The sequence below is a fragment of the Pseudoalteromonas sp. MTN2-4 genome (assembly GCF_042848605.1).
In the GTDB taxonomy this organism is placed as follows: Bacteria; Pseudomonadota; Gammaproteobacteria; order Enterobacterales; family Alteromonadaceae; genus Pseudoalteromonas.
This window is the reverse complement of record NZ_BTGK01000001.1, coordinates 129292-151582: the sequence shown is the minus strand read 5'-3', so window position 1 is coordinate 151582 and position 22291 is coordinate 129292. Positions and strand designations below refer to the sequence as shown.

The 22291-nt window shown below is 40.7% G+C and carries 23 protein-coding genes; 18 read left to right on the top strand and 5 right to left on the bottom strand.

What is annotated here, in order from left to right:
• Window positions 1–3 precede the first annotated feature (3 nt).
• The 6 genes from ACGHEH_RS00730 (at window position 4) to ACGHEH_RS00705 (ending at window position 7469) form a co-directional block, all read left to right on the top strand.
• Window positions 4–330 (top strand): PilZ domain-containing protein, encoded by a 327-nt coding sequence (locus ACGHEH_RS00730; protein ID WP_058030124.1) that lies wholly within the window; start codon window positions 4–6, stop codon window positions 328–330.
• 8 nt (window positions 331–338) lie between these two features.
• Complete coding sequence (locus ACGHEH_RS00725) at window positions 339–1118, top strand: TatD family hydrolase (protein ID WP_390440877.1); 780 nt, start codon at window positions 339–341, stop codon at window positions 1116–1118.
• Between the two features lie 5 nt (window positions 1119–1123).
• On the top strand, window positions 1124–2980 hold the full coding sequence (locus ACGHEH_RS00720; RefSeq protein WP_390440874.1) for a metallophosphatase: 1857 nt from the start codon (window positions 1124–1126) through the stop codon (window positions 2978–2980).
• A gap of 75 nt (window positions 2981–3055) precedes the next feature.
• Window positions 3056–6679, top strand: a complete 3624-nt coding sequence (locus tag ACGHEH_RS00715) for a two-component regulator propeller domain-containing protein (RefSeq protein WP_390440873.1) — start codon at window positions 3056–3058, stop codon at window positions 6677–6679.
• A gap of 114 nt (window positions 6680–6793) precedes the next feature.
• Window positions 6794–7045 (top strand): succinate dehydrogenase assembly factor 2, encoded by a 252-nt coding sequence (locus tag ACGHEH_RS00710; protein WP_390440870.1) that lies wholly within the window; start codon window positions 6794–6796, stop codon window positions 7043–7045.
• A gap of 49 nt (window positions 7046–7094) precedes the next feature.
• Window positions 7095–7469 (top strand): hypothetical protein, encoded by a 375-nt coding sequence (locus ACGHEH_RS00705; protein WP_390440868.1) that lies wholly within the window; start codon window positions 7095–7097, stop codon window positions 7467–7469.
• Between the two features lie 36 nt (window positions 7470–7505).
• Here ACGHEH_RS00705 and nadB read toward each other — a convergent pair whose 3' ends face one another.
• Window positions 7506–9101, bottom strand: coding sequence for an L-aspartate oxidase (nadB, locus tag ACGHEH_RS00700; RefSeq protein WP_390440865.1), 1596 nt, complete (start codon window positions 9099–9101; stop codon window positions 7506–7508).
• Window positions 9102–9336: 235 nt separating this feature from the next.
• Here nadB and rpoE point away from each other — a divergent pair, with 235 nt between their 5' ends.
• From rpoE to ACGHEH_RS00645, 11 genes are all read left to right on the top strand, one after another.
• Window positions 9337–9918, top strand: a complete 582-nt coding sequence (gene rpoE, locus ACGHEH_RS00695; protein WP_058030117.1) for an RNA polymerase sigma factor RpoE — start codon at window positions 9337–9339, stop codon at window positions 9916–9918.
• Between the two features lie 2 nt (window positions 9919–9920).
• Window positions 9921–10526 (top strand): sigma-E factor negative regulatory protein, encoded by a 606-nt coding sequence (locus ACGHEH_RS00690; protein WP_390440862.1) that lies wholly within the window; start codon window positions 9921–9923, stop codon window positions 10524–10526.
• A complete protein-coding gene (locus ACGHEH_RS00685) occupies window positions 10526–11476 on the top strand; it encodes a MucB/RseB C-terminal domain-containing protein (protein ID WP_390440860.1) in 951 nt (316 codons plus the stop codon). The genes ACGHEH_RS00690 and ACGHEH_RS00685 overlap by 1 nt, the downstream gene beginning before the upstream one ends.
• Window positions 11473–11922, top strand: a complete 450-nt coding sequence (locus tag ACGHEH_RS00680) for a SoxR reducing system RseC family protein (RefSeq protein ID WP_390440857.1) — start codon at window positions 11473–11475, stop codon at window positions 11920–11922. Before ACGHEH_RS00685 ends, ACGHEH_RS00680 begins: the two co-directional genes overlap by 4 nt.
• Before the next feature lie 69 nt (window positions 11923–11991).
• The gene (gene lepA / locus ACGHEH_RS00675) at window positions 11992–13779 is read left to right on the top strand and encodes a translation elongation factor 4 (RefSeq protein WP_390440855.1); all 1788 of its coding nucleotides are present in this window, start codon (window positions 11992–11994) and stop codon (window positions 13777–13779) included.
• 12 nt (window positions 13780–13791) lie between these two features.
• Window positions 13792–14727: a signal peptidase I gene (gene lepB, locus ACGHEH_RS00670; protein WP_138482106.1), complete on the top strand. Its 936-nt coding sequence runs from the start codon at window positions 13792–13794 to the stop codon at window positions 14725–14727.
• 1 nt (window position 14728) lies between these two features.
• Complete coding sequence (rnc, locus tag ACGHEH_RS00665) at window positions 14729–15406, top strand: ribonuclease III (protein ID WP_138482104.1); 678 nt, start codon at window positions 14729–14731, stop codon at window positions 15404–15406.
• Complete coding sequence (gene era / locus ACGHEH_RS00660; protein ID WP_390440851.1) at window positions 15396–16295, top strand: GTPase Era; 900 nt, start codon at window positions 15396–15398, stop codon at window positions 16293–16295. The genes rnc and era overlap by 11 nt, the downstream gene beginning before the upstream one ends.
• Window positions 16296–16985, top strand: a complete 690-nt coding sequence (recO, locus tag ACGHEH_RS00655) for a DNA repair protein RecO (protein WP_390440849.1) — start codon at window positions 16296–16298, stop codon at window positions 16983–16985.
• A gap of 4 nt (window positions 16986–16989) precedes the next feature.
• On the top strand, window positions 16990–17724 hold the full coding sequence (pdxJ, locus tag ACGHEH_RS00650) for a pyridoxine 5'-phosphate synthase (RefSeq protein WP_390440847.1): 735 nt from the start codon (window positions 16990–16992) through the stop codon (window positions 17722–17724).
• Between the two features lie 72 nt (window positions 17725–17796).
• Window positions 17797–18636, top strand: coding sequence for a kinase (locus ACGHEH_RS00645; RefSeq protein WP_390440844.1), 840 nt, complete (start codon window positions 17797–17799; stop codon window positions 18634–18636).
• Between the two features lie 12 nt (window positions 18637–18648).
• Here the strand turns inward: ACGHEH_RS00645 and ACGHEH_RS00640 are convergent, their stop codons facing one another.
• Both ACGHEH_RS00640 and ACGHEH_RS00635 read right to left on the bottom strand, forming a co-directional pair.
• On the bottom strand, window positions 18649–19629 hold the full coding sequence (locus ACGHEH_RS00640; RefSeq protein ID WP_390442371.1) for a 2-hydroxyacid dehydrogenase: 981 nt from the start codon (window positions 19627–19629) through the stop codon (window positions 18649–18651).
• Window positions 19595–20179 (bottom strand): glutathione peroxidase, encoded by a 585-nt coding sequence (locus ACGHEH_RS00635; protein WP_390440842.1) that lies wholly within the window; start codon window positions 20177–20179, stop codon window positions 19595–19597. Before ACGHEH_RS00635 ends, ACGHEH_RS00640 begins: the two co-directional genes overlap by 35 nt.
• 65 nt (window positions 20180–20244) lie before the next feature.
• Between ACGHEH_RS00635 and ACGHEH_RS00630 the strand changes: the two genes are divergently transcribed.
• Complete coding sequence (locus ACGHEH_RS00630; RefSeq protein ID WP_390440839.1) at window positions 20245–21129, top strand: NAD(P)-dependent oxidoreductase; 885 nt, start codon at window positions 20245–20247, stop codon at window positions 21127–21129.
• 56 nt (window positions 21130–21185) lie between these two features.
• On the opposite strand, the gene bcp is transcribed toward ACGHEH_RS00630, so the two are convergent.
• Both bcp and ACGHEH_RS00620 read right to left on the bottom strand, forming a co-directional pair.
• The gene (gene bcp / locus ACGHEH_RS00625) at window positions 21186–21659 is read right to left on the bottom strand and encodes a thioredoxin-dependent thiol peroxidase (protein WP_390440837.1); all 474 of its coding nucleotides are present in this window, start codon (window positions 21657–21659) and stop codon (window positions 21186–21188) included.
• Window positions 21660–21667: 8 nt separating this feature from the next.
• Window positions 21668–22201, bottom strand: a complete 534-nt coding sequence (locus tag ACGHEH_RS00620) for a glycine cleavage system protein R (protein WP_390440835.1) — start codon at window positions 22199–22201, stop codon at window positions 21668–21670.
• Window positions 22202–22291 lie beyond the last annotated feature (90 nt).

The window sequence follows — 22291 nt, the reverse complement described above, 5'->3', positions numbered from 1 at the left end:
ACTATGCAAGTTTTACTTCTAGATTTTGAAGATTTTGACGAGTTATATCGTTGTTATATGCCCGCATTAAAGCACGGCGGCTTGTTTGTTAAAACTAACTCTCGTTTTGATATGGGGCAGCCTTTATCGCTGCGCGTAACTTTGCCAGATGCATTAGAAGAAGATGTCATTGAAGGTAAAGTAGTATGGATAACACCGCAAGGCGCGCAAAATTCAAATCCACCAGGCGTGGGCGTTGGCTTTTCTGAGGGGAATGAAACAGTCAACGATAAAATCATAAAGTTGCTGGGGACAGCACTTAATTCAGAAAAACCCACCTACACCATGTAAGAGTAGTTATGATTGTAGATTCGCACTGCCATTTAGATAGATTAGATTTTGATAAACTTGGTTTATCACTCCCAGAAGCATTAGATGAAGCAAGACAAAAGCAAGTCGAGCACTTTTTATGTGTGAGCGTCACATTAGATCAATTTCCGAGTATGCTTGACAAAGTACAAGCTTTTGATGATATTTCAGTCTCATGTGGTGTGCACCCTTTAAACCAAGATCAAGCCTTGGATAAAAGTCAGTTATTGTCATTGGCTCAACACGATAAAGTTGTTGCGATTGGTGAAACGGGTCTAGATTATTACTACTCAAAAGACACACATTCTGTGCAACAAGAGAGTTTTGTTGGACATATTGAGGTGGCTAATGAACTACAAAAGCCGCTGATCATTCATACCCGAGATGCCCGAACTGATACCATAGATCTAATGAAAGCCCATGGTGCCGATAAATGCGGTGGTGTTTTGCATTGTTTTACTGAAGATTGGAACATGGCAAAGCAAGCACTAGATTTAGGCTTTTATATTTCAATCTCTGGTATTGTGACATTTAAAAACGCGGTTGAATTAAAAGAGGTTGTGAAGCAAATTCCACTAGATAGATTACTCATCGAAACTGACTCACCTTACCTTGCGCCAGTGCCTTATCGTGGCAAAACAAACCAGCCTGCCTATGTACAGGACGTTGCCTATTATATTGCTGACCTAAAAGGCATCACATATAAAGAGCTCGCAACAGCAACAACCAATAATTTCTATGATCTATTTAGCTTAGCCAAGCGCAAATAATCGTTATGTCAGTTGTAAACAAACATCTTCCAGAACTTTTACTTGGCCCGATGGTTCGTCGGGCCGAAGTTAATAATGTGTGTTTGCAACTTGTTACCTCAATGCCTCGGGCCGTGCGCTTTGAGTTCAAAGGCACTGAGGTTGAAAACGAAGTACTCGAAATACCACTGGGTAAGTATTGTTTTTTCTACATAGTGAATGTGAAACCAAAAAGTGGTGAGCTTATTGCTGATACAGCAATAGGCTATACGTTGTATCTCGATGAGATTAAAAAGGATTTATCAGCTTATTGTTACCCTCACGCCGACTCGCCTGAATTTGTGATCCCAAATGTTTTAAAGCAGGTATTACACGGCTCTTGTCGCAACCCGCATTACCCTGTTGAAGATTCGCTAGCGAGTGCAGATGAAACGCTTTCTCAGGCGAGACTCAATCAAACAACAACACCAACCTTATTATTGCTTTCAGGCGATCAAATCTATGCTGATGATGTGGCCGGGCCAATGCTTCAAGCCATCTATGCTGTTATAGAGCAACTAGGTTTGTTCAAAGAAGCTCGAACTGAATATATCAATTTACCTGATAGTTTATCTGAGCAATTATTTGCAAGAACGCCGTACTTACCAAAAACACCGTGGCAAGAACGTTCAAAACGTAGTTTAGGATATTGGCTTCGTAAAGATGACCCACACTTCACCAGCAGCCATGCGGTGAATCACCTCATTTATCTTGAAGAGTTTGTTGCTTATTATTTATTGGCGCATAGTGAAGCTTGCTGGCGGTTATTTGATTTTGAAAAAGCACATTTTAAAACTGCCAACGCCAAACAAACTGAGTTATATGAATTACAAAAAAACAGCCTAAAGGGGTTTGTAAAGAGTTTACCAAAGGTAGCTAGGTTATTTGCTAACATTTCAACTTTAATGATGTTTGACGACCATGATGTTACCGACGATTGGAATTTAACCGCACAGTGGGAACAAAACATTTCGTCTAACCCTGCCAGTCAAAGAATTATCAGCAATGGCTTGCTCTCTTATTGGCTCTTCCAAGGGCTTGGTAATGACGCAGGTTCAGTGTCAAAAACACTTTTAACCTATTTCAGCTCTAGTCTAAAGTCAAGTGAATGGCATCTGACAAAATTTGATACGCACCTTCATCAGTTTGATAATTGGCATTACTGCCTTGAAACAACGCCGAAGCTGGTTGTATTAGATACAAGAACCCACCGCTGGCGTAATGAGCAAGACTTTAATGAGCCCAGTGGCTTGATGGACTGGGAAATGCTTATGTTTCTTCAAACTCAGCTTCAGCATCAAAAAGAGACAATTATAGTGTCTCCTGCGCCAGTATTTGGGGTAAAAGCCATTGAAGCGGTGCAAGCCATTTTTAACGCCTGTGGTCACCCTTTGGTTGTCGATGTTGAAAACTGGATGGCCCATGAAGGCGCAGCAAGAAAACTAATGGACATTTTTAGGCGAAGTGATACGCCGATAGAGACCATTATTTTGTCTGGTGACGTACATTATTCGTTTTGTTTTTCTGTGCAAGCACGCTTTGGTCAACATGATAACCGTATTTGGCAATTAACTGCGTCAGGGATTAAAAATGAATTCCCTAAAACCTTGTTGAAGTGTTTTGATCATTTAGACTCATTTTTATACGCAAGATGGAGTCCGCTCAACTTTTTTACCAAGCGCTGGCAAATGAAAGTGACAAAGCATCTTTGTCGCTCTGAACATTTGCGCTCACCTTATCTTTTATCTCACGCTTCAATCAGTCTTATTGAGCTTGAAAATAACAAACTCGCAGGCTACTACCTGTTGCATGCTGACGGGTCAAAAAGCGATTTCGAACTTTAAAAACTTGTTTATTTTTTAGTGAGTTTTAATAGCTTTGCTATATTTAAAACACTTTGGTGTGTTTGATGGCAGGGTATGAGAGCGACAATTCTATCTTTTTTATTTCTGCTTTTTTCTAGTCAATTGGTACTGGCTGTGCCGCAGTTTACCGATACGGCTCAGATCATGCGTTCTTACGATTATAGTGCAGGCCTTACGCAGAGCTCTATTACAGCGCTAGCTCAAGATCAGTTTGGTTATATTTGGGTGGGCACCCAAGCGGGCTTGAATAGATTCGATGGCCATGAATTCAAACAGTTTCAACCAAAGCAGCAAGATAAAAATAGCCTCTCTGGTGGTTTCATCACCGACATTTGTATCAGTGATCAAGATGTATGGATAGGTACACACACAGGGTTAAGTCGATACAATACGCAAAATGGCCGGTTTCATTCTTTTTTGGCAAGTGACTATGACGCGATAACCTCTGACAGAGTGAATGATTTAACTTGTCAAAGCGCGCATGTATTGGTTTCGACCGCCAACGGTGAAAGTTATCAAATTAACAAAAGTACATTAGAAGTAAGCCGCTCTCCAGTTGTCGGTAATTTCATTCGCTCACCAGAGACACAAAATAATAATATTTATTATCTTACCGATAAAGGTTTAATGAAAATTAACGAGCAGCAACAGTCGCTATTGCTATTCGAAGGTGAGTTCAAAATGCTCAAGGTTAGGGGGCAAAGAGTATTCCTTCTGACGAAAAGTGAAGAGCTGATAGTTTATGATTTGTTATACAGCAGAGTTTTGTGGTCGAAAACGTTTGCTGAAGTCTCGAACATCACCCTCAATAACTTGTATCTTTCGACCAATGAAATATTACTCGCGACAAATAACGGTGTTTATTTATTCCATTTTGATGGCACCTTGTTAAATCATTGGTACAAACGTCAGCAAGCAAATGGCCTTCAAGATAATAATATTTTGTCCGTTATGAGAGACGACAATAAAGGCATCTGGATTGGTACAGAAACCCGAGGTTTACATTTTTTTAGCCAACTGAGCGAATCGTTTGGACATGTCAGTACTGATAATTATCCAGATTCACCTTTGGCCACGCCAGACACTCGCAGTTTTGCCATCGATAAACTAGATAGAGTTTGGGTAGGCACCTCTGCTGGTGTTTATGTTTTTAATGGGCAAGGGTTCATCGAGTCTCAATTTATTTATAAGGCGTTAGTTGCTGTACAAGGCAGTTTTATAACTAAGTTATTTATGCATGGCAGCGATTTATGGATAACAACACGAGGTAATGGTGTCTTTCGGTTCTCATTTGACACAGAGACCCTTGACCATTTTAAGCCCGATTTTGGTAATGGGCCGGAGTTAAGTTTTAACGATATTACTCTTTATGACGGTGTGTTATTACTCTCTTCAAGAACAATGGGTTTGATGTTTTTTAATGAAAATACGAGTAAGTTAATGCCATATTTTGCAAGTTCACTCGATGCACCTTCTCATGTTTCTTCATTGCTTATTGTAAAAGAAGAGCTCTGGTTTGGCAGTATTGGCGATGGGTTATTCCGCTATAAAGGGGATGAACTTCAACAAATTAATACGTCAGATGGACTACTGTCTAATTTGGTTTTCATGCTTGTTCAAGATGCTTATGGCAGAGTATGGGTTGCCAGTGAGCAAGGGATCACCCTAGTTCATAGTGACTTTAGTATTGACCGTACTTTCACACAAAATGAAGGGTTAAGTAATACTGCGATTTGGGGTCTTATTTATGATGGAGTAGGGCATGTTTGGGCTGGTACAAGTGGTGGGCTAAGCCGAATTGATATTAGTAATTTCAATGTACACAACTTCTCTCCGACCGATGGCATTCAAGATAATGAGTTTAATTATAATGCTGCATGGCTTGCACCGGATGGGCGGTTATTTGTTGGTGGTGCAAAAGGGTTCAATCAATTTTACCCGCAGAAACTCGATGTAGATAATTCAGCAAGACCCTTATTGGTTAGTGAAGTTGAGTTATTGGGCGAGTCACTTAAGCCTGCAGAAGGCTCTGTATTATCTGTGGCCCCAGAATTGGCAGAGGAGCTAAACTTAAAACATAACCAAGACATTATTTCTTTGAACTATTCCAGCTTGGACTATGGCGCAGAGCAAAATCAGTTTTATTATCGCGTTATAGGTTTAAGCGAGCAATGGTTAAAACTTGCAAATGGGGTAAGACAAGTAAGCTTATTAAAACTTAAACCTGGAAATTATACTGTCGAAGCTTATACCATTAACCGTTTTAATGTTGCTTCACCAGTTCATCAATTCTCACTCAGTATTGCAGCGCCTTGGTGGTGGAATACTGGCTCTAAAAGCTTTTATATCTTTTTAGTATTAACCCTCATAGCCTCTATTGTTTATGCCCGCCAACAGAGATACAAAAAAGTTGTTGGTGACAATATCAAAATGTCAGAGTTGAGGCAGCGCTTAGAGTGGTCACTTTGGGCAAGTGGTGACGAGCTGTGGGATTGGCATGTTAACAGCAATCAAATATATCGTCATACAGTGTCTTCGAAAGTTGATTATGGTGATGCGGACACAGTGATGACTATTGACGATTTTGATCAATTCGTCCATCCAAAAGATTGTATATTGATTGAAGAGAAAGTTCGTGAATGTATAGAAGGTAAAACAGACAGCTACGAAATAGCAATACGGGTTAAAGATTTGTTTGAGCAATGGACTTGGGTACTTGATAGAGGCAAAGTTGTTAAGCGTGACCAGAGTGGTAAAGCAACACGTATAGCAGGGGCACTAAAGGACATTGCAGAACTAAAGAAAAATCAAGAAGCACTCCAGAAGCTAAATGAACAGCTAGAGATTAACGTCGCAATGCGAACAGATGAGCTTTACAAAAAGAATCAGAAACTAGAGCAAGCGATGATGGAGTTGCAACATACACAACAAGAACTGATCGAAAGTGAAAAAATGGCGTCATTAGGTAGTTTAGTCGCCGGAGTTGCCCACGAAATAAATACGCCTTTAGGTGTTGCATTGACGGCTCTCACATACAACCAAGAAAGTTTGGCAGCGATAGAGCATAAGCTCGAGGATAAATCACTGAGGCAGCAAGACTTAGATAATGCAATCAATGAACAAAACCAAGGCTATGCACTGATTTTAAGAAACTTGGATAGGGCGCAAAGCTTAATTAGTAATTTCAAGCAAGTTGCAGTTGATCAATCGAGTGAGCAAGCAAGAAACATTTTCATAAAATCATATCTAAAAGAGGTATTTGATTCATTGGTCCCCTTAACAAAAGGAAAGCAAATAGACATTAATATAGAAGGCGAAGATTTTGAATTGCACACCTACCCTGGTGCAATATATCAAGTAATGACTAATTTATTAAACAATTCGATGATCCATGGTTTTGAAGGCGTTGATTCTGGCAATATCAAAGTTTCTATTCACCAAGAAGGTGAATTTTGGCATCTGAGTTATGATGAAAATGGTAAGGGAATGAGTGCTGAAATGCTTAAAACAGTGTTTGACCCTTTTGTAACCACTAAACGGAATCAAGGCGGATGCGGTTTGGGCATGCATATAGTTTATAACCTGATAACGCAGCTTTTAAAAGGGGAAATCAAGTGTAGTTCCACATTAGGGGAGGGCATCAATATAAAACTGAAACTGCCTGTCGAGTTACTCTAAAATTACTGATATACATTGCTTAATATTAACTTTTCGGCTGTGTAGCATTTTAATGTGTTATCTGATTTTATATACTCACCACTCTAGATTATTCTAATTACTTTGAGGTTATAGATGACTCAGCTTTTTCCAAAATCACGACTAAAATGGGCCTGTAGAAGGGGAATGCTAGAACTAGATGTACTGCTTGGACCGTTTGTTGATGAAGCTTTTGACGAGTTGCCTGACCCTGACAAACTAATTTTTCAACGTTTACTCGAAGTAGAAGATCCTGATTTATTTGCTTGGTTTATGGGCCATGAAAAGTGTCCTGATCCAGAGCTAAACAAAATGGTTCAGTTTATACTTGGCCGCGTCAAAGTATAAAATTATATTTACAAATAACCGGCAAGACTTTAAGGTCATAGCGCTGTTCTTGTCGGTTTTAAGCTTTGCCACCTTTCTCGTTTCTGCACATCTGATTTCTTTCTTGTTTATTAGCATCGCTGCAGTTATAACGTTTCTACTTTTTTATAAAATTACCCAAAATACGACGCCTCTTAGTGGAACGCTGTTACTTGATTGTGCAGATAACTATATCGAAGTGCATAGTGAAAAAGCAGTATCTGGGCAAGTTATGTCAGCAAACCTTCAACTTGCTGTCTTATCTATACAAGTCAGAACAATTCAGCAAAAAACTGAAACCATACACTTTGTAGCTTCTTCAATGAGTGAAAAAGATTGGCGAAGAATGTGTCGATTCGCTTTGAATGAAAGAAATCCAATCCTCAAAAATGATTCGAACATTTAAGAGGATCGGTTTTGAAGAGCGAGAACCGCTTTTTGTCTATGGTTTTAAAACCGTGGGTGTAGGGTTGTCACTCTGTTCAGGATAGTCGAGTGTGTAGTGCAAGCCACGGCTTTCTTTACGTTCTAAGGCACTACGAATAATTAACTCAGCAACTTGTACTAGGTTTCTAAGTTCTAATAAGTTATTACTAACTCTGAAGTTGGCATAATATTCTTGGATCTCTTGTTGTAAAAGCTCAACTCGTCGTAATGCTCTTTCTAAGCGTTTTGTTGAACGAACTATGCCGACATAATCCCACATAAACAATCTCAGTTCGTGCCAGTTATGGGTGATCACGACTTCTTCGTCTGAATTGCCTACTTGGCTTTCATCCCATTGATTGATCGCATCAGGGGCTTGTGATTTTTCGAGTTTAGATAAAATATCCTTGGCTGCTGCATGTGCGAAAACAATGCACTCGAGTAATGAGTTACTCGCCATACGGTTCGCGCCGTGCAGGCCTGTATAAGCGACTTCTCCAATCGCATAGAGATTTTGTAAGTCGGTTTGACCATTAAAATCCGTCATTACACCGCCGCAGGTATAATGTGCTGCTGGTACAACAGGAATTGGCTCTTTTGTAATATCGAGCCCTACACTCAAACACTTCGCATAAATTGTGGGGAAGTGCTCAATGATAAAGTCTTTTTCTTTGTGCGAGATGTCTAAGTAAACACAATTAGCACCTAAACGTTTCATTTCGAAATCGATTGCTCTGGCAACAATATCACGCGGTGCGAGTTCTTCGCGCTTGTCAAAATCAGACATAAATCGTGTGCCATCAGGGCGCTTTAAGTGGGCACCTTCACCTCGCATCGCTTCTGTTATCAAAAAGTTTTGCAACTCGGGGTGATAGAGGCTAGTAGGATGAAATTGGTTAAATTCCATATTCGCAACACGACAACCAGCGCGCCACGCCATTGCGATACCGTCACCGCTAGACACATCAGGGTTAGAAGTATAAAGATAAACTTTACTCGCGCCACCGGTGGCAAGTGCAACAAACTTAGCAGAAATCGTTTCTACTTTGTCGGCAAGGCGATTATAAACATACACACCTTTTACAGGTTGCATGTCACATTCAGTATCTTTTACCAAATCTATGGCATTGTAGTTTTCAAGCAGCTTAATATTGTTATGAGATTGTACTTGGCTAACTAAGGTAGTTTGAACGGCCTTACCTGTTGCATCCGCGGCATGAAGAATACGCCTGTGACTATGTCCACCTTCACGCGTTAAGTGATAGCGCTCTTTACCTTTGCTATCAAATTCCATGTCGAAGGGAACACCTTGTTCAATTAACCATTTTAAACAAGCTTTTGCATTACTTGCCGTGTAGTGCACAGCATCCCTGTCACATAAACCGCCGCCGGCTGCTAACGTGTCTTCAACGTGCGATTCAATACTGTCATTTTTTTTATCAAAAACAGCTGCTATTCCACCTTGAGCATAAAGTGTAGACCCTTCTTTTAATGACCCTTTACTGATCACCGTTACGCTACAGTGCTCAGCAAGTGAAAGTGCAAGGCTCAATCCGGCAGCACCACTACCAATGACAACCACGTCAGTTTCATGGTTATTGATTTGTTTCATATTCGAATCTTCGTTTTTCTATGTGATGTACATTAACAAGTGTACTATGATCGTAAAAGTACGAACGTTAGGCCAAAATAGACTTTCAAAAAGAAGTTATTTTAGGCGTTTGAACGATATTTTAAAAAAAATTTCAAAAAAACAGAACTTTTTATTTATTAGTGTGTCTCAATTGCTGTGAAAGATGGCAACTCACATTTAGTTACAATTATAAAAAAGAGGAGTACCGGCTCGAATGAGCGAGCAGGAATTGGATTTAGCATTGGTCAAGCGGGTACAGCAAGGAGATAAAAACGCCTTCAACCTCTTAGTTGCCAAATATCAAAACAGAATCGCCGGTCTTATCTCACGATATGTATCAAATCAAAGCGATATAGCTGACGTAGCACAAGAAGCGTTTATAAAAGCGTATCGTGCTCTGCCTAATTTTAGAGGTGAGAGTGCATTTTATACTTGGCTATACCGTATTGCGGTTAACTGTTCTAAAAATTATTTGGTGGCTCAAGGTCGTAAACCGCCAGCCAACGATATTGATGCTGAAGAAGCTGAACTCTACGACAACGCAGATTCTCTTCGCTCAAATGCATCACCCGAGAATTTATTGCTGAGTGATGAAGTTAAAGCAGTTATTTATAAAACCATAGATGGCTTGCCTGATGACTTAAAAACAGCCATTACCCTTCGAGAAATAGAGGGGATGAGCTATGAGGAAATTGCAGTGATTATGGACTGTCCAGTTGGCACAGTCAGATCGCGAATTTTCAGAGCGCGAGAAGCAATTGATAATAATTTAAACCCAATGATTAGTGAGTCTTAAATATGGCCCTAGCTAATAAAGCTGAGAATGAACAAGTAAGCACTTCAGAGATCTTTGACGGTGAGCGTATCCTAGATGATGCAAGTTTAAGTCAATTAGACTCTGAAAAGTTTTCGCGTTATGCCATGATAGGTGATGCATTGAGAGCCAAAAGCGACAATGCAATAACGATTGACATTACTGCAAGCGTTGCAGCAGCATTGGCAGATGAACCTTGGCACAATGTAAAAGGTATTGAAGAGGTCGCTCGTCAGCCAGCGCAATCTAATGTTGTTAGTATAAGTAGTTGGAAAAAGCCGTTTTCTCAAATCGCGATAGCGGCGAGCGTTGCATTAGTGGCGGTATTAGGTGTGAACACCATGCAGCAGGTACCTGTAGCTGGTGATGATTTACCTGTACTGCAGTCTATTCCTGTGGCGGGTGGTGTTGCGCCTGTGAGTTTCTCATCTGAGGGTTCCGCATTACAAAGTGCCCAGCAAGGGGTAAGAGAGCTTCAGCAGCAACGTATTGGCGCACTTGTTCTTGAACATCAACGCCAATCTAGAATGGCCCATGCTTTACATCAGGCAAAAACTGAAAAAGTAGAAGAGAGTAAAGAATCTAATTAATGAAGCCGTTTATTTTTTTTATTAGTTTATGTTTTTCTATAGTAATTCAGGCTTCTGAGCTACTTTCCGCAAAACAGTTACTACAAAATATGGCAACTGCTGTGCATCAAAGAAATTTTGATGCATCCTTTGTAGTGATGAAAGAAAAGGGCATGGAGCCATATCGTTGGTTACATGCACAACATCAAAATCAAGAGTTAGAGCTGCTAAGTTTACTTAATGGTGCGGGCCTTGAAATTGTCCGTGTTGATGACAAGGTCACTTACTTTGAGCCACAATCGACACCTTATTCAATTAAAACTGACACAATTGCTGGTCCAATCCCTGAAGTGCTTTTTAAAGACATAGCGGTTTTAGAACAAGATTATGATTTTGTTCTTGGCGGCAAAGGGCGGATCGCAGGACGTCCTGCCCAGCTCGTTCGTTTAGAATCAAAAGATAGTGGTAAATACAACTACTGGCTTTGGATTGATACCGAATCATCACTGTTGTTAAAAGCGGCTTATGTGAATCAAGCGGGTGAATTGCTCGAACAACTTCAGCTTACACACATTAGTGTTACGCCTGAGCCTGCACAACAGCTTGTCGAGCTCTTAGACAGAGAGTTCCCTGACCCAACTCTAGTTAGCGAAAATGTGATAAGCCCACAATCTCAGTCTAATTGGCAGATCGATTGGTTACCGCAAGGATTTACCTTGTTAAAAGCCGATAGACATAAATTAGATTTAAATAATGAGCTTGCAGATTATTATTTATTTTCAGACGGGTTAGTTGAGTTTTCAGTGTTTGTGCAAAGACCGCTTGCTGGTAAAAGGCCCAGTGGCGCGTTATCATCGGGAGCAACAACTGTTTATGTTCACAACTCTGGTGCTTTTGATGTGTCTGTGGTAGGTAAAATTCCACCGCAAACAGCGAAGAGCATTGCTGAGTCTGTAAAACGAGCTCTATGATAGAACAAACCTTGAGTGTCGCGAAAATTCGCGGCACGACTGCTTATCTTCAAGCCGAACCAAAACCAGCCTGTGAAGGGTGTAATGGTAAATGTGGTTCACAAATATTTAGCCGCCTTTTTGGAACACATAAGAAACTCTTTCCCATTGACCTAAGTGAATCTGTTGAAGTAGGTCAAAAAATAAAACTCTCTCTTGATGACAGTCAGCTAGTAAATCACGGTGCGTGGGTCTATATGGCACCATTAATTGGCGCATTCATCATGATGTTCATTGGCGCGCTGTTGTTAAATTTATCTGAACCATTACAGATTTTGTTTGCGTTAATGGGTGGTGTGTTGGGGTTTTTATTAGCACGATATCGAGTTAGTCGCATTAAACACCAAGTAAAAGTGGTAAAAATTTACCCAATTAGTTTCTCTGTGAAGCAAATAGATGGTGATTAGCGCAAATAAAATGTAAAATCCTACCCTAATATCTAATTTAATGACTTAAGAAGTTTAGAATCCAGAAATATGAAGCATATCCGTAACTTTTCTATTATCGCCCATATCGACCATGGCAAATCAACTTTGTCTGACCGCTTAATCCAAGTCTGTGGTGGTTTAACAGATCGTGAAATGCAGCAGCAAGTTCTGGATTCGATGGACATCGAACGTGAGCGTGGTATCACAATCAAAGCACAGAGTGTAACGTTAAACTACACGGCTGATGACGGTGAAACATACCAACTTAACTTCATTGATACGCCAGGACACGTTGACTTCACTTATGAAGTATCACGTTCACTTGCGGCGTGTGAAGGTGCACTATTAGTTGTAGATGCGGGTCAAGGTGTAGAAGCACAAACCCTTGCAAACTGCTACACCGCGATTGAAATGGACTTAGAAGTTATTCCAATTTTAAACAAAATTGACTTACCTCAGGCCGATCCACTTCGCGTTGCTGAAGAAATTGAAGAAATCGTGGGTATTGATGCGTTAGAAGCCGTTCAATGTTCAGCAAAAACAGGTATTGGTATTAAAGACGTATTAGAAAACATTGTACGCGATGTACCACCGCCAGTAGGCGATCCTGAAGCACCTCTTCAAGCGCTTATTATCGATTCATGGTTTGACCCATACCAAGGTGTTGTATCACTAGTACGTATTAAACATGGTGAATTACGTAAAGGTGATAAAATTAAGATTATGTCAACAGATCAAACACATATTGCTGATCATGTTGGTATTTTCACGCCTAAGCAGACAAATACTGGAGTGTTGAAAACTGGTGAAGTAGGCTTTGTGATTGCGGGTATTAAAGATATCCATGGTGCGCCTGTAGGTGACACAATTACTTTGACACAAAATGCAGCGCCTGAACGCTTACCTGGTTTCCAACGCGTTAAGCCACAGGTATACGCGGGCATGTTCCCGATTGCTTCAGACGAATATGATGCTTTCCGTGATGCGCTTAATAAACTAAGCCTGAATGATGCATCATTATTCTTCGAGCCAGAAAACTCAACGGCACTTGGTTTTGGTTTCCGTGTTGGCTTCTTAGGCATGCTTCACATGGAAATTATTCAAGAGCGTCTTGAACGTGAATATAACATGGACCTTATCACTACTGCGCCAACAGTAGTGTATGAGGTAGAAACTAAAGATGGCGTTATTCAAATCGATAACCCGTCAGAGTTACCTCCAGTTAATGACATCATCGAAATTCGTGAGCCGATAGTGGAAGCGAATATCCTGGTTCCGCAAGAATACCTTGGTAATGTAATTACACTATGTATCGAGAAGCGTGGTGTTCAAACTAAGATGGCTTACCATGGTAAGCAAGTTGCTGTGACTTATGAGCTACCAATGGCGGAAGTTGTGATGGACTTCTTTGATAAGCTTAAGTCAACAAGCCGCGGTTTTGCGTCACTAGATTATAACTTTAAGCGCTTCCAAGCTTCTGATATGGTTAGGGTTGATATTCTAATCAACGGCGACCGTGTTGATGCATTGGCGATTATAGCGCACCGTGAAGGCTCTCAGCAGCGTGGCCGTCAGTTGGCTGATGCGTTAAAAGAGCTAATTCCTCGTCAAATGTTCGATATTGCGATCCAAGCAGCTATCGGTACGCATGTTATTGCGCGTACAACAGTTAAGCAGTTACGTAAGAACGTAATCGCGAAATGTTACGGTGGTGATGTGAGTCGTAAGAAAAAGTTACTTCAAAAACAAAAAGAAGGTAAAAAGCGAATGAAGCAATTGGGTAACGTTGAAGTTCCTCAAGATGCATTCTTAGCAATCCTTAAAGTAGGTAAATAACAGGACTTATTAATGGCAGGCTATTTTTCTGTATTCTTGGTGCTTTTGACTCTTGGGTCAGGCTTGATTTGGTTGATTGACCACTACATGTTCGCACCAAAGCGAAAAGAACGAATTGCGTTGGCACAAGGTGCCACGCAGACTCCTCTTGATGATGATGTGATTGCGCAGATTGCCCCTGAGCCTGCCATTGTAGAGGGTGCAAAATCAATTTTTCCGATGATTGCTGCGATCACCATCTTCCGTTCGTTTATTTTTGAACCATTTCAAATACCATCAGGCTCCATGATGCCAACGCTATTAGATGGTGATTTTATTTTGGTTCAAAAATATGCGTATGGCATTAAAGATCCGGTTTGGCGTTCACAGATGATTGAAGTCGGTGAACCTGAGCGCGGCGATATTACGGTATTTAAATTCCCTCTGGATGAGCGAATTGACTTTATTAAACGCGTCATTGGCCTACCGGGAGACAGTATTGTGTATCGTAACCGCCAACTTTTTATCAAGCCTAATTGTGAAGCTGGTAAAGAGCGCACTGATAACCTAGTGTGTGGTGAATATAATAAAATAGGTCTTGATATCGTAAACCGTGATGAATTTATGCAAGGACCAATGCCTTTGGTAAGATTGACTGAAGACTTACCAGGTGCACAACATGACATTCTTATAAATCCACAGGCTTTAGAATCTACTGATCGCTATTACCAGCAAACTGGTACTCGTAAAGATGAGTGGGTTGTTCCGAAAGACAGTTATTTTGTAATGGGTGATAATCGCAATAACAGTCAAGATGGTCGTATGTGGGGGTTTGTTCCTAAAGAAAACTTAGTGGGCAAAGCTGTATTTATTTGGATGAGTTTTGATTTTGATAATGGCCCAGATAGCCTGTTACCAGGGTGGGTTCCAACCGGTGTTCGTTTTGAACGCCTAGGTAATATTCAATAAAATGAAAAGAAGTGTAGCAGAATTATATAAAAAAATAGGCTATGAATTTAGTGACGAGTCATTGCTTGAACAAGCCATGACTCACCGTAGTCACAAAGGCCAACATAATGAACGTTTGGAGTTTCTAGGCGATTCTATCTTGAGCTACGTGATAGCCGATGCGTTATACAAAAAGTTTCCTAAAGCACGTGAAGGCGATTTAAGCCGCATGCGCTCGACGCTTGTACGCGGTCAAACTTTAGCTGAATTTGGTGTTGAGTTTAATTTAGGTGATTACCTTCGTTTAGGCCCAGGTGAATTAAAAAGCGGTGGCTTTAGACGCGAATCAACACTCGCCGACGCTGTTGAGGCGATCATTGGCGCAGTTTTCTTAGATTCAGATATTGATTCTTGTACTAAGCTTATTTTGACATGGTATGAATCTCGTTTGGCGGCAATTTCTCCGGGTCACAATCAAAAAGATCCGAAAACATTATTGCAAGAGTTTCTACAGGCTCGAAAACTGCCTTTACCTAATTACACAGTGATCGACACGAAAGGTCAGGCACATAACCAGACATTCACGGTTGAATGTGAAGTGGAAGGGATGGAAAGCATTATTTCTGTGGGCAGTTCACGTCGTAAGGCGGAACAAAAAGCAGCAGAGCAAGCATTGAAGATATTAAAGAATGACGCCTAATACGCACTGCGGCATGATCGCAATTGTTGGTCGCCCTAACGTGGGTAAATCAACGTTACTAAACAAAATTGTTGAACAAAAAGTAAGTATCACCTCGCGTAAACCGCAGACTACTCGTCACCGCATTATGGGTATTCATACGGAAGACAACTACCAAGCCGTTTATGTCGACACGCCGGGTCTTCATATTGAAGAAAAACGTGCGATTAACCGTTTAATGAACCGTGCAGCATCAAGCTCAATTGGTGATGTGGAGCTGATCATTTTTGTGGTTGAAGGCACGCTGTGGACGAAAGACGATGAAATGGTACTAAAAAAAGTCCAAGACAGTGGTCGTCCAGTGCTTATCGTTATGAATAAAACGGATAACGTAAAAGACAAAGAAGCCGTGCTTCCACATATGCAGTGGTTGAGTGAGCAAGGCAACTTTGTTGGCATCGTACCAATTTCTGCTAAGAACGGTAAGAATATCGATATGGTAAAAGATGAGGTTCGCAAACGTCTTCCTGCATGTGAGTTTTACTTCCCTGAAGATTACGTGACCGATCGCTCAATGCGCTTCTTAGCGGCTGAAATTATTCGTGAAAAGCTGATGCGTTTTATGGGTGACGAACTCCCTTACTCTGTGACCGTAGAAATCGAACAGTTTAAATGGCAAGACAATGGCGTTTGGCAGATCAATGGTTTGATCTTAGTTGAACGTCAATCACAAAAGCGTATGGTAATCGGTAATAAAGGCGAAAAGCTAAAAGTTATCGGTCGCGAAGCGCGCAAAGACCTTGAAGATATGCTTGATAACAAAGTATTTCTTGAGTTATGGGTAAAAGTGAAGTCTGGCTGGGCTGACGATGAGCGTGCACTTCGCTCTCTAGGCTACGGAGAAGACTGATTGCATAACGACTTTCGACAAGCTTACTTGCTGCATAGACGTCCTTATAGTGACTCTCAGGCCATGCTAAGTATGCTTGTTGAAGGTGTCGGCCATCTAACCATGTTAGCCAGACTCAAAGGCAAACAGTCGGTTAAACACAGTGCCCAACTTCAACCATTCACCCCAATTTTGTGCCGTTATGCTGGCAACTACGACCTTAAATATTTAAATCAATTCGAATTAGTACAAAACCCACTTCCTTTAAAAGGCAAGCCGCTATATTGTGCGTTTTATTTGAATGAGCTCAGTTATAGAGTGATCCCAAGCAGTGAGCCACAAGAGTACATTTACGAGCTATATCAAAAACACTTAAAAAAACTAGTAGACTGTAATGACTTTGAACCCGTATTACGTTCTTATGAGTATCAGTTACTTGAAGCTTTGGGATTTGGGGTTGAGTTTGACATGGATGCCGATGGTGATGAGATAAAAGATAAATATTATTACCAATATATTCCAGAATTAGGCTTTGTTGTTACCGACAACCCGCAAATGGGGTTTAATGGTAAAGTACTTAATCGTATGGCAAGTGGGGAGTTTGCAGATCCTGAGGTGCGCAAACCTGCAAAGTATTTAAGTCGGTATTTATTAAAACCACTTTTAGGAAACAAGGCTTTAAAGAGCCGAGAATTATTTTTATCAAGGTAAGGCAATGAAAGATATTTTATTAGGCGTTAACGTCGACCATATTGCAACGCTTAGACAAGCTCGTGGCACTAGTTATCCAGACCCAGCGCATGCGGCAGCGGTTGCTGAGCATGCCGGTGCTGATGGTATCACCATACATTTACGTGAAGACAGACGTCATATTCAAGACCGAGATGTCTATGTGATGGCAAAAACCATTCAAACTCGCATGAATCTTGAAATCGCGCTGACTGAAGAAATGATCAATATCGCGCTTGAAGTGAAACCCGCATATGTGTGCCTAGTCCCAGAAAAGCGTGAAGAATTAACCACTGAAGGTGGCCTTGATGTTATTTCACATCAAGCAGCAATCACTGACGCTGTAAGCAAACTAGAAGCTGCAGGTATTAAAGTATCGTTATTCATTGATGCTGATAAAGCACAAATTGATGCAGCAAAAGCAGCGGGTGCACCTTATATTGAGATCCACACAGGTGCTTATGCCGATGCCGAAACAGACAAAGAAATGGCACAAGAGCTTGAGCGTATTCGCGAAGGTGTGAAATATGCGCATGGTCTAGGGATCATAGTGAATGCAGGTCATGGTCTGCATTACCACAATGTAAAGCCGATTGCTGAAATGCCTGAAATCTATGAGCTAAACATTGGTCACGCCATTATCGCACGCGCAGCGATTGACGGCCTTGAAAAAGCCGTGCGTGATATGAAACGTATCATGTTAGAAGCAAGACAAGCTTAATAAGCTTGCATTTACTCTAAAAGGCCGCCCATGTGGCCTTTTCTATATGTGTTTCATTTATAAGAGGTCAATATGCGTTGGCAAACAGAGTTTATAGAGAAACATGCTCTTTTAAACAGTTACTCAGAAAATGTGCAATGTGTGATCGATTGGCTTGAGCCAGTGTTATCACATCAAAAGGCCCCATTTTGTTTAGCCATTAACGGTGCTCAAGGTAGTGGTAAATCAACATTATCAACTTATCTAAAGAGTTATTTAGAGAGCCAAGATATTGTCACTGAGATTGTTTCTTTAGACGACTTTTATTTATCAAAAGCACAAAGAGCAGAGCGAGCAACTCAATATCACCCGCTTTTTGCAGTACGAGGCGTGCCAGGAACGCACGATATTACTTTTGCTATTGAGCAAGTAAAACGATTTAACAATGGTGAGGATTTTATCTTACCTCGTTTTAATAAGGCGACCGATGAGCCATATAGCAGTGCTAAGTGGTTAACATGCACAAATAAGCCCAAGGTGCTTATTTTTGAAGGTTGGTGCTTAGGGCTACTGCCTCAAAGTCCTGCGCAGTTAAAGGTACCGGTGAATGATCTTGAAGCAACGAAAGACTCAAATGGGAAGTATCGTGCTCGAGTGAACCAGTTTTTATCGGATGAGTATCAAGCCTTGTTTGCACTTTTCGATAAATTAGTCTTTTTGAATGCGCAAAGCTTCGAGCGTGTGTACAGCTGGCGTTTGCAGCAAGAACATCAGTTGATTAACCGAGCAGGAACTGGCATGAGTGACGAAGAAGTCACTGTCTTTATTCAATATTTTGAGCGATTAACGTGTTGGGGCATTGAAAGCTTGAGTGCACGTAGCGACTTGCACATCAAGCTTGATGAAAACCGTCAATTTAGTGTGGCTACTTAAACATAGTTTAAATTAACTAACTTCATTCAATAATGGTTTGTTTTGACTAAAGTCGCTCAGGTTACTGATAGTCACATCAGCAATTTGCTCCAGTGCTTCTTCAGTAAAAAAACCCTGATGACCTGTAATAAGTACATTAGGAAAACTCACTAACCGAGCGAATAAGTCATCTTGCAAAATTTCTTCACTACGATTTTTGAAGAACACTTCAGACTCTTGTTCATAGACATCTAGTCCCAAGTAACCTAATTTTCTTGATTTAAGTGCTTGAATACAGGCTTGAGTATCTATGAGCGCGCCGCGGCTAGTATTAATTAGCATGACTCCGTCTTGCATTTTATTAAACGCAGTTTCATCAATAATATGATGAGTGGTTTCATTTAAAGGGCAGTGCAACGAAATGATGTCACTTTGGGCTAATAACATATCTAGGCTAACTTGAGTATAAGAGCCTTCGCCAACATTGGGATCAAACACTAAAACCTCTGCACCAAAGCCATTGAGAATTCGGATCAAGGCTTGGCCAATTTTCCCAGCACCAACAATACCGATCGTTTTTCTATGCAGATTAAAACCGAGTAAGCCACTTAGGTCGAAGTTATCTTCTCTTACTCGGTTATAAGCTTTATGGGTTTTACGACTCAGCGTCAACATTAAGGCAATACAATGCTCTGCAACGGCTTCAGGGCTATAGGCTGGTACGCGAACTACGGTGATCCCGAGTTTTTTAGCGCATGCTATATCGACATTATTAAAGCCTGCGCATCTTAATGCGATACAGCGTATACCTTGCTCAGCTAATAATTCTAATACAGGGCTTGATAAGTCATCGTTTACAAAGACACAGACAGCTTGAAAGCCCGAACATAGTGGTGCAGTTTGCACATTTAATGCTTCGCTAAAATGCGAAACGCTAATATTGCTGGTATTTGATAATGCGTGTTCGAAATAGGGTTGTTCATATCTTTGCGAGCTGAACAAGGCGACTTTCATCATAAAGCTGACTCTCAATAGCTGTTTTTAGTGATTCTGGTTTAGTTCTAGGCGCATAACGTGCGACGAGTTCACCTTTTGAATTTACTAAAAACTTAGTGAAATTCCATTTAATTGCCCGATTTTGCACTATGCCACGTGTATGCGTTTTCAAATAATTAAAAATAGGGTGTGCATCAGGGCCAAGCACATGATATTTTTGAGAAATATAAAAACTGGCTGTGAAGTACTTGTTATAAGAGTCGAGTAAAGGCTCACCTGATAAAGGCTCGCTATGACCAAATTGATCACAGGGCACTGCTAATATTTCAAAACCATCTTTTTTGTATTCTTTGTAGAGAGACTCTAATCCGGCAACTTGGTTTGCAAAGCTGCATTTACTGGCAATGTTTACGATGAGCAAGGTTTTACCTTCAAAGGTACTCATTGGAAGTTTTTTGCCATTAAGTAAATCAATACTGTATCTATAAATGTTATCCATAATTAATACATCCAAAGCGAGTAGATTGCTTTTTATTTTTAATCCGCATGTGTCTATTTCATTTGCCATACCCAAGCGTCTTGGGTATAAAAGCTTCCAATCTTCATACCCTAACAAACAAATAGGACAATTTTATGTCAATGAATGTGGCTTTTATTGGTTTAGGTGTCATGGGCTTTCCAATGGCTGGACATTTACAGAAAGCGGGTTACCAGGTAACCGTGTTTAATCGCACCACAGCCAAAGCTGAAGCTTGGGCTAAAGAGCATGGCGGAGATTTTGCAACTACGCCAAAATTGGCAGCTGAGCAGGCTGAAATTGTATTTATGTGCGTTGGTAATGACGATGACTTACGCTCGGTTGTGTATGGTGAAGATGGCGTGCTTGCGGGTATGAAGTCAGGTGCTATTTTAGTCGACCATACAACCACATCAGCAAAAGTCGCGAAAGAAGTAGCTGAAAAGGCGACAGAGCAATCAGTTACATTTCTTGATGCGCCCGTATCAGGTGGTCAGGCAGGGGCAGAAAATGGCGTGTTGACCGTTATGGTCGGTGGTGAACAGTCAGTATTTGATAAAGTGCAACCTGTTATGGCTTCTTTTAGTCGTTTTAGCCAGTTATTAGGGCCTGTTGGCGCAGGTCAAACCTGTAAAATGGTTAATCAAATTTGTATTGCAGGTGTAGTACAAGGATTAGCAGAGGGACTTCATTTTGCTAAGCAAGCAGGCCTTGATGGCGAAAAAGTCATTGAGACAATTTCAAAAGGTGCTGCTGGTTCATGGCAAATGGAAAACCGTTATAAAACCATGCTAGCGGGTGAATACGAGTTCGGCTTTGCGGTGGATTGGATGCGTAAAGATTTAGGCATTGCGCTTGATGAAGCGCGAAACAACGGCGCAAGTATTCCACTGACAGCAATGGTTGATCAATATTATGCTGACGTTCAAGCTCTAGGTGGTGGCCGTTTTGATACATCGAGCTTATTAGCACGCTTAGATGCGATTCACGACAAGAAGTAACGTAAAACAAAAAAGGTATGCTTTTAGCATACCTTTTTGTTTTTACAAGAATACGATTATGCGTTTTCTTCTAGGAAGTTTATAACTACTTCGTGATGGTCTTTAGTTTTGAATTTATCAAACACATGTTTGATTTTACCGTCTTGAGATACTAAGAAGCTAATTCTGTGAATACCGTCGTACTCTTTACCCATAAACTTCTTTAATCCCCACACACCGAACGCATCTGCAATGGCGTGATCTTCGTCAGATAATAGGTCAAAGTTTAACTCTTTCTTAGTTTCGAAGTTCTTTAAACGCTTGATTGGATCTGGGCTAATACCAACCGCAACAGTATTAAGTTCAGCAAGTTGTGCTTTTTCGTTACGCAGGTTTTCTGCCTGTACCGTACAACCCGGCGTTGATGCTTTGGGATAGAAGTAAACTAAAACTTGGTTTGATTCTAATAAGGCTTTTAGCTCGACTGTTTCGTCATTTTGGTTTTGTAACGAGAATAAAGGTGCGTTGTCACCTGCTTTTAATGTGTTCATATATATCCTTAGCGAATACGTCTTAAAATGTAATCTACATTGAGTGTACTTGAAAGTGCTTCGAATTGTACTTTGAAATCGTCAAGATCGATCTGCGTAGGTAAATTTAATTCTAATTCACATCGCATATGTAATTCATTATCTTGTTCATACGTGTCAGATTTCAACGATGCGATACTGACATTATGCTCTGCGATAAAGCGTGTCACTTTACTGAGTGTACCAGGCGCGTCTATACCTGTGTATTCTAAATTGTAAGCCCCAATATAATCGTCTTCAGTATGAGAGCTGGTACGCTTCATCATGGTAAGCAAACCGAGCTCCATCCCTTTAATAGGAAGGGTATGCTCAACACGGCTGATGGCGGCCATATCGCCGCTAAGAAGCATTATGAAGGTAAACTCTCGCCCTAAAATAGCGATACGACTATCGATGATATTGCAATGGCAGTCACTTACGAGCTGGGTGAGCTCGCTAACAATACCAGAGCGGTCTTCGCCAATAGCGGTTAAAACTAATTGTTGGTTTGCAAATGCGGTCATTAAGTCGCCAAATTAATTTATTTGTTTCGTATGCATCTAAACGATAAAACAACAATGCTGTTTCTAAAAGGTAAATGCGTTCTCTTAATG